Annotated in this window: 7 protein-coding genes; all 7 read right to left on the bottom strand. The window is 66.5% G+C overall.

What is annotated here, in order from left to right; all coding sequences use genetic code 11:
* On the bottom strand, positions 1–1,509 hold a 1,509-nt coding region (locus LQT98_RS05625; RefSeq protein ID WP_231461438.1), incomplete at its 3' end, for a phosphocholine-specific phospholipase C.
* Positions 1,510–1,523: 14 nt separating this feature from the next.
* Positions 1,524–1,697: a hypothetical protein gene (locus tag LQT98_RS05620; RefSeq protein WP_156183774.1), complete on the bottom strand. Its 174-nt coding sequence runs from the start codon at positions 1,695–1,697 to the stop codon at positions 1,524–1,526.
* A gap of 187 nt (positions 1,698–1,884) precedes the next feature.
* Entirely contained in the window at positions 1,885–3,252 is a 1,368-nt protein-coding gene (gene creD / locus LQT98_RS05615) for a cell envelope integrity protein CreD (protein ID WP_231461437.1), read from the bottom strand.
* Positions 3,253–3,367: 115 nt separating this feature from the next.
* The gene (gene creC, locus LQT98_RS05610; RefSeq protein ID WP_231461436.1) at positions 3,368–4,786 is read right to left on the bottom strand and encodes a two-component system sensor histidine kinase CreC; all 1,419 of its coding nucleotides are present in this window, start codon (positions 4,784–4,786) and stop codon (positions 3,368–3,370) included.
* Positions 4,787–4,790: 4 nt separating this feature from the next.
* Positions 4,791–5,471: a two-component system response regulator CreB gene (gene creB, locus LQT98_RS05605; protein ID WP_231461435.1), complete on the bottom strand. Its 681-nt coding sequence runs from the start codon at positions 5,469–5,471 to the stop codon at positions 4,791–4,793.
* The gene (gene nudB / locus LQT98_RS05600; RefSeq protein ID WP_231461434.1) at positions 5,468–5,929 is read right to left on the bottom strand and encodes a dihydroneopterin triphosphate diphosphatase; all 462 of its coding nucleotides are present in this window, start codon (positions 5,927–5,929) and stop codon (positions 5,468–5,470) included. Before nudB ends, creB begins: the two co-directional genes overlap by 4 nt.
* Complete coding sequence (locus LQT98_RS05595) at positions 5,929–6,552, bottom strand: response regulator transcription factor (protein WP_048408920.1); 624 nt, start codon at positions 6,550–6,552, stop codon at positions 5,929–5,931. Before LQT98_RS05595 ends, nudB begins: the two co-directional genes overlap by 1 nt.
* Positions 6,553–6,555: the final 3 nt, after the last annotated feature.

The following is a 6,555-nucleotide window of genomic DNA, read 5'->3' as shown; positions in this document are numbered from 1 at the left end:
GCCGGGCAAGGCGCGCGCGCGCGCCGCCAGCGCGGCGGTGGCCGGCAGCTTGGGCAGCTCGGCATTGGGGTTGACGAAGTCGAAGCAGGACAGCAGATCGCCACACACCGCGCGCCGCCAGGCGGTGATGTTGGGTTCCTTGACGCCGAAGCGCTGCTCGATGAAGCGGATCACCGAGGTGTGGTCGAACACCTGGGAATTGACCCAGCCGCCGCGGCTCCATGGCGAGATCACGTACATCGGCACCCGCGGTCCCGGGCCGTAAGGCACGTGGATCAGGTCGGCGCGCTCATTGCCGGTCTCGCTGCTGCGCAGATGATGGTATTCGCCGTCGGTGGCCACGGTGGACGCGCCGGCCAGCACCGCCTTGGCCGGATCCGCGTCCCAGCTCAGATAGCTGGGCGCGGCCGGCGGCGGCACGTGATCGAAGAAACCGTCGTTCTCGTCGAAATTGACCAGGAACACCGTCTTGCTCCACACCTCCGGATTGGATGTCAGCGCATCCAGCACCCGGGCGGTGTAATCGGCGCCCTGCGCCGGGCTGGACGGGCCGGGATGCTCCGAGCCCTCGGCGGTGGCGACGATATAGCTGACCTGGGGCAGGCGGTTGGCCTGCACATCCCGGCGCAGATCGTCCAGCGTCCAGGTGGACAAGCCCTTGTCCTTGAGCGCAGGCTTGGCGCCGGGCTCGTCAAAGTAGGCGGCGCGGAAGCTGCGGAAGCCGGCCACCGGATTGTCGGTGAAGTTGTCCGCCATGTTCTGGTAAATCTTCCAGCTCACCCCGGCCGCTTCCAGCCGCTCGGCGTAAGTGCTGAAGGTGTAGCCGCCCTTGGGGTTGTAATCGACCGAGTCGTAGGCGTTGGCGATCACCGGGCCCTTGCCCTGTTGCTGTGGATCGTTGCCGCCGCACCACAGGAACACGCGGTTGGGATTGGTGCCGCCCTGAAACGCGCAGTGATAGGCGTCGCACAGGGTGAAGGCATTGGCCAGCGCGTACTGGAACGGCAGGTCCGTCTCCTTGAAGTACCCCATGGCGTGGTTCTGCTTATAGGTGGGCCAGGCGTTCATCACGCCCTTGCCCCAGGCGTATTGCGCGTCCGACCACACATGCGGCGTGCCCTCCACCCGCATATAGGCGAAAGTCTGCGCGGTGTTGAGGTGGAACGGCGCCACCACGCGCGGCGGCGTCAGGCTATTGCCCTGGTTGGTCTGGAACCATACGCTTTTGCGCTTGAGCAAGGCGCTGTCCGCCAGCGGCAGCGGGAAGCGATCGCCAAAGCCGCGCACCCCGGCCAGGCTGCCGAAGTAATGGTCGAAAGCGCGGTTTTCCTGGGTCAGGATCACGATGTGCTCGACATCCTGAAGCGTGCCGGTGCGGTTATTGGCGGGAATCGCCAGCGCGCGCTGAATGGAGGCCGGCAGCAGGGACAGCGTCAGGGAACTGGCGGCCAGCGCGCCGCCGCGCTTGATGAACTGGCGGCGGGACGAGGAAACGGGGGTATCGGTCATGGCGGAGGGTCCGGTCAGGGCGCGCAGCTGAGCTTGGCCGGCGGTTTGGTTTGATTGGAATTGCCATTGCCCGGCTGGCCGGACGGGTCTTGATTGCTGTCGCCGATACAGCCGGCGAGCAAGGCCGCCAGCAGGCAGGCGGCCAGCCAGCGCGCCCAGCGGGCCGGCGTGAGAGTGGTATGCGTCATCGGAAGCTAGTCGTTTTATGGCGGCGCCAGCGCGGAGCCGCAATGGAAAACCGCCGGCCCGGGACGTATCCGGGCCGGCGCCCCGCCCGGAAGATGGCCGGGCGGGAAAACGATAGCGAGAGCGCATTACTCGATGATGGCGGTTTTGTGAATCCGTAAAATCATGCCGATGTCAATGCCGCGGTATTCAAGACTGCTCCGGGGGCGAAGGCAGCGGCGCTTCCGCCGCCGTGTCTTCGCTGCGCACCGAGAAGCGATACCAGTCCAGCCGCCGCGTCAGCGTCATGATCGCGGTCAGGGCGGCGAACAGCAGCAAGCTGCCCAGCAACAGCGCGTTGTCCTCGGACTGCAGCAGGCCGTACAGCACCGCGTACAGCAGGCTGAGCAGTCCGGCGAAACCCAGGCCGCGCTTCCAGCCGCCCAGGATATGGCTGACGTAGAAGCCGATCTGGCCGACGCAGGCCGCCGCCGCCAGCAGATAGGCCGGTCCGAAGCCCAGGTGCTCGGACAAGGCCAGCAGGACCAGGAAGAACATCACCAGCGCCATGCCCACCAGCACGTACTGGATAGGGTGCACGCGCAGGCTGCGCAGCGTTTCCAGCAGGAAGAAGGACAAGAAGGTCAGTCCGATGAACAGCACCGCGTATTTGACCGAGCGCTCATTCTGTTGATACTGATCCACCGGCTGCACCAGGCCGGTGCTGAAGGCCGGCAAGGCGCTCAGGCCGGATTTGCCGTCGCTGAAGGCGGCTTGCTGGAAACGGTCGTTCAGATTATTGGCGAACCAGCTGCTCTCCCACTGCGCCTTGAAGCCCTTGGCGTCCACGCTGCGCTGCAGCGGCAGGAAGTTGCCGATGAAGCTGGGGTGCGGCCAGTTGGACGTCAGGCTCAACGTGCTGCTTTCGCCCACCGGCACATAGCTGATGCTGCGGGTGCCCTGCAGATTGAGCTGAAAGGCGAACGGCAGCGTCTGCGGCTTGGCGAGGTCCAGCAACTGCGGCAGCGGCGCGTGTATGCCCTCGCTCATATGCGGCAGGCCGGCGCCGGCGGAGAATGGATGCGCTTTGCCGCCGGCGTTCAACTGTGGCACCTTGCCGATGCCGCGCGGATCGCTGATGCCCACCGCCAGATAGGGGGTCTTCAACTGAATCGACGGCTTGAACAGATCCGGCTGCGGCGGAATCTCGAAATGGCCACTGAAGCCGGCTTCGCTGCCGAAGATCAGCGCCTGGTAGATGCCCAGCGCGCGCGGGCTGACCTTGAGCTTGCTGTCCACCGCCAGCTGGCGCGGCAGCACATAGCGCTCCAGTTCGTGCTTGACGCTCTGGGTCTTGCCGTTCTGCTTCTCCTCCACGGTTTCCACATAGGGAATCACCAGCACCGGGCCGATCACGGTTTGCTCGCCGCTGGTGCTGGCCACCACTTTTTCCACCGCTTCTTCCTGGTAGTGCTTGCGTTCTGAAATCAGATTGCTGATCGCGCTCACCGGCACCAGCAGCGCCAAGGACAGCGCCAGCAGGATCAGTATTTTGGTCAATAAGGGGTTTTTCTTCATCGCTTGTCTCCTGGATCTATGACGGGAGACAGCCTAAATCCAGGCGATGAAGCGGGAATGAGCCCGTGTGAAGTCTCGGTGAAGTGGGCCGAAGCCGCTCGCTATCGAAGCGGGCTCAGCCCGGCGGCAGCCACAGCCGCGCCTCGGCGCCGCCATCGGCATGGTTAAGCAGTTCGGCGCGGCCGCCGTGCAGCTGCGCCACTTCGCGCACCAGGCTCAGGCCCAGGCCGGTGCTCTTGCCGCTGTCCGGCCGCGGCAAGGAATAAAAGCGCTCGAACACCCGCTCCAGCGCATAATCCGGCACCCCCGGCCCATGGTCGCGCACGCGGAGCAGATAGCCGCCCTCTTCCGGCGCGCCGCTCAGCTCGATGACGCCGCCCGGCGGGCTGAACTCCAGCGCGTTGTCCAGCAGATTGGACAGCGCCTGCGCCAGCAGCAGGCGGTCGCCGTTCAAGGCCGCCGGCGCCAGCCGGCAATCAAACTCCACGTCGCGCCGCGCGGCGGCCAGCGCCTTGCCGTCCACGGTTTCCGCGATCAAGGCCGGCCAGTCCAGCGCCTGGGCGTCCGGCCGCAGCCGCGATTCCACCCGAGCCTGCCACAGCAGTCTTTCGATCAACTGCTGCATGCGCAGGCTTTGCGCCAGGATATTGTCGATGAAACGGCGTCGCGTTTCCGGCGGCGGATCTTCCCGCAGCAGCTCGCCGGCGCCGCGTATCGCCGCCAGCGGGCTTTTCAGTTCATGGCTCAGCGTGTGCACATACGCTTGCACATACTCCTTGCCTTCCAGCTTGCGCCGCATCGCCTCCACCGCCTGGCCCAGGCTGTCCAGCTCCGGACTGCCCAGCCGCGGCAAGCGCGCCGGCTCGCCGGCCGCCACCGCCTCGGCATAACCCACCAGCCGGCGGATGGAGCGGTTGATCCACCACACCATCACCGCGCCTATCAACAAAGCCGCGCCCAGCAGCGCGCCGCCGGCCAGCATGATCTTGCGCTCGCTGCGGCGTATCACCGGCTCCATCGCCACATTGGGCTTGGACACCGTCAGCACGCCGACGATGCGGCCATCCAGCCGCACCGGCGCGGCCACGTGCATCACGCTGCTGTTTTCGTCATCCGGCTTGCTGCGGGTGCTGCGCGCGCCGTACTCACCGCGCAGCGTGCGGTAAACGTCGTTCCAGCGCGAGTAGTCGCGGCCCAGGTCGCGGCCGCTGGAATCGAAGATCACCACGCCGCGCGCGTCGGTGACGTAGACGCGGAATTCCATATTGTTCTTGACGATGCCGGAGATATTGGCGCCTATCGGCGGCCGTGGCGGGCCGCGCAAGGCCCGCGCCAGCCGGCCGTTGCCGATGTCGCCGTCGGCGATGTCGGCGGCGGCGACCCCGGCCAGCGCATTGGCGCTGTCCACCAGCGTGCCCTCGGTGGCGCGGCGCACGCCCGGCTTCACCTCCTGGGTGAAAATGGCCAGCACGAACCAGCCGGCCACCGCCACGATCAGGAAATAGCCGAGGAACAGCCGCAGGCCGAAGCGCATGGGGTCAGAGGCTCAAGCTATAGCCCAGGCCGCGATGGGTCTGGATGGGCTGGGCGTCGGGATCGATGTCGCGCAGCTTGGCGCGCAGGGTCTTGATATGAGTGTCCACGGTGCGGTCGAAGCTGTCCTCGGCGTCGCGCCACACCCGCTCCATCAGTTGCTGGCGCGAAAACACCCGCCCCGGCTCCGCCAGCAGGGTTTTCAGCAACAGGTATTCATAGCGGGTCAGGTTCAGCTTGTGGCCGGCGAAATGCACGCAAGCACGCGCCTCGTCCAGCTCAAAACCGGCGGGCGCCGGCGCGGCGGCCGGCGTCTGGCCCTTGGTGTAACGACGCAGAATGGTGCGCACCCGGGCGCTGACCTCGCGCGGCGAAAACGGCTTGGCCACATAGTCGTCGGCGCCGATTTCCAGGCCGATGATGCGGTCCATCTCCTCGCTGCGCGCGGTCAGGAACATCAGCGGCACATCGGTGCGCTCGCGCAGGCGGCGGCACAGCTCGAAGCCGTTGATGTCCGGCAGGCCCACGTCCAGGATGCACAGCGCCGGCCGCTCGGCGGCCAGGCGCTCCAGCAGCGGCAGGCCGCGCTCGAACCACTCCACCGCGAAGCCGTCGGTTTCCAGCGTGTAGACCAGGGTGTCGGCGATGCCGGCCTCGTCCTCGGCCAGCCAGATCAGCGGCTTCACGCCTGCGTCGCCGCGGCCAGTTTTTGCGGCAGCAAGCGCAGCGCCTCGGCGTTGGACGGCGAAAACACCTTGGCGGCGGCCTCGTCCCACGGCAGCCACAGCTGGGCCAGATGCTCGCGCGGCGCCAGCGTCACCGCCAGCGGCCGCTCCAGGCACAGGCCGAACACATGCTCGTCGTTGTGGGTGACGCCATCCGGGTAGCGGTGACGCCAATGCGGGTAGATTTCATAGCGGTTGACGATGCCCCAATCGCTGAGCCGGACATCGTCGCGTTCCAGGATCAGGCCGGTTTCCTCGGCCAGCTCGCGCAGCGCGGTGTCGCGCAAGGACTCATCTCCTTCGCGGCTGCCGGTCACGGATTGCCAATAGCCGGGCTTGTCGGCGCGCTCGATCAGCAGCGCCTGGCCGTCCATGGCATGGATCACCACCAGCACCGATACCGGTTGCTTGCTGCCCATCAGCGCTTGCCTCCATTGGCCGGGCTCTGGCTGGCCAACAGGCCGGCCAGCTCCACCGCGGATTTGACGCCCATCTTGTCGAACACGCGGGCGCGGTGCACTTCCACCGTCTTCATGCTGATGGCCAGCTCCTCGGCGATCTGCTTGTTCAGCTTGCCGGTGAGGATCAACTGCATCACCTCGCGCTCACGGTCCGTCAGCAAGGACAGCGCGGCGGACACCTTGCTGCGGCGGCCATGCAGCAAGCGGTTCTGCTCGTCGCGCAACACCGCCGCCTCGGCGCGTTCCAGCAGCCGTTCGTCGTCGAAGGGTTTTTCCATGAAGTCCAGCGCGCCCAGCTTCAGCGCCGCCACCGCGTGCGGCACGTCGCCATGGGCGGTGAGCATGATCACCGGCGGGCAATAAGGCCAGCCGGCCAGCTTCTCCAGCAGCATGATGCCGCTCATGCCGGACAGCCGCAGGTCCAGGATGATGCCGTTGAAATCGCCGCCGTCCGGGCAGGCCAGGAATTCCTCGCCGCTGTCGAAGCCGGCGGCCTGATAACCCTGGCCATCCAATAGCCAGACCAGCGACTGCCGCACCGCGGCGTCGTCGTCTATGATTGCCAAGCGTTTGCCTGCCATGGC

The organism is Chromobacterium aquaticum, from assembly GCF_021129195.1.
Taxonomy (GTDB): Bacteria; Pseudomonadota; Gammaproteobacteria; order Burkholderiales; family Chromobacteriaceae; genus Chromobacterium; species Chromobacterium aquaticum.
The sequence above is the reverse complement of the archived record's forward strand: the minus strand, read 5'-3'. Positions and strand labels throughout refer to the sequence as shown.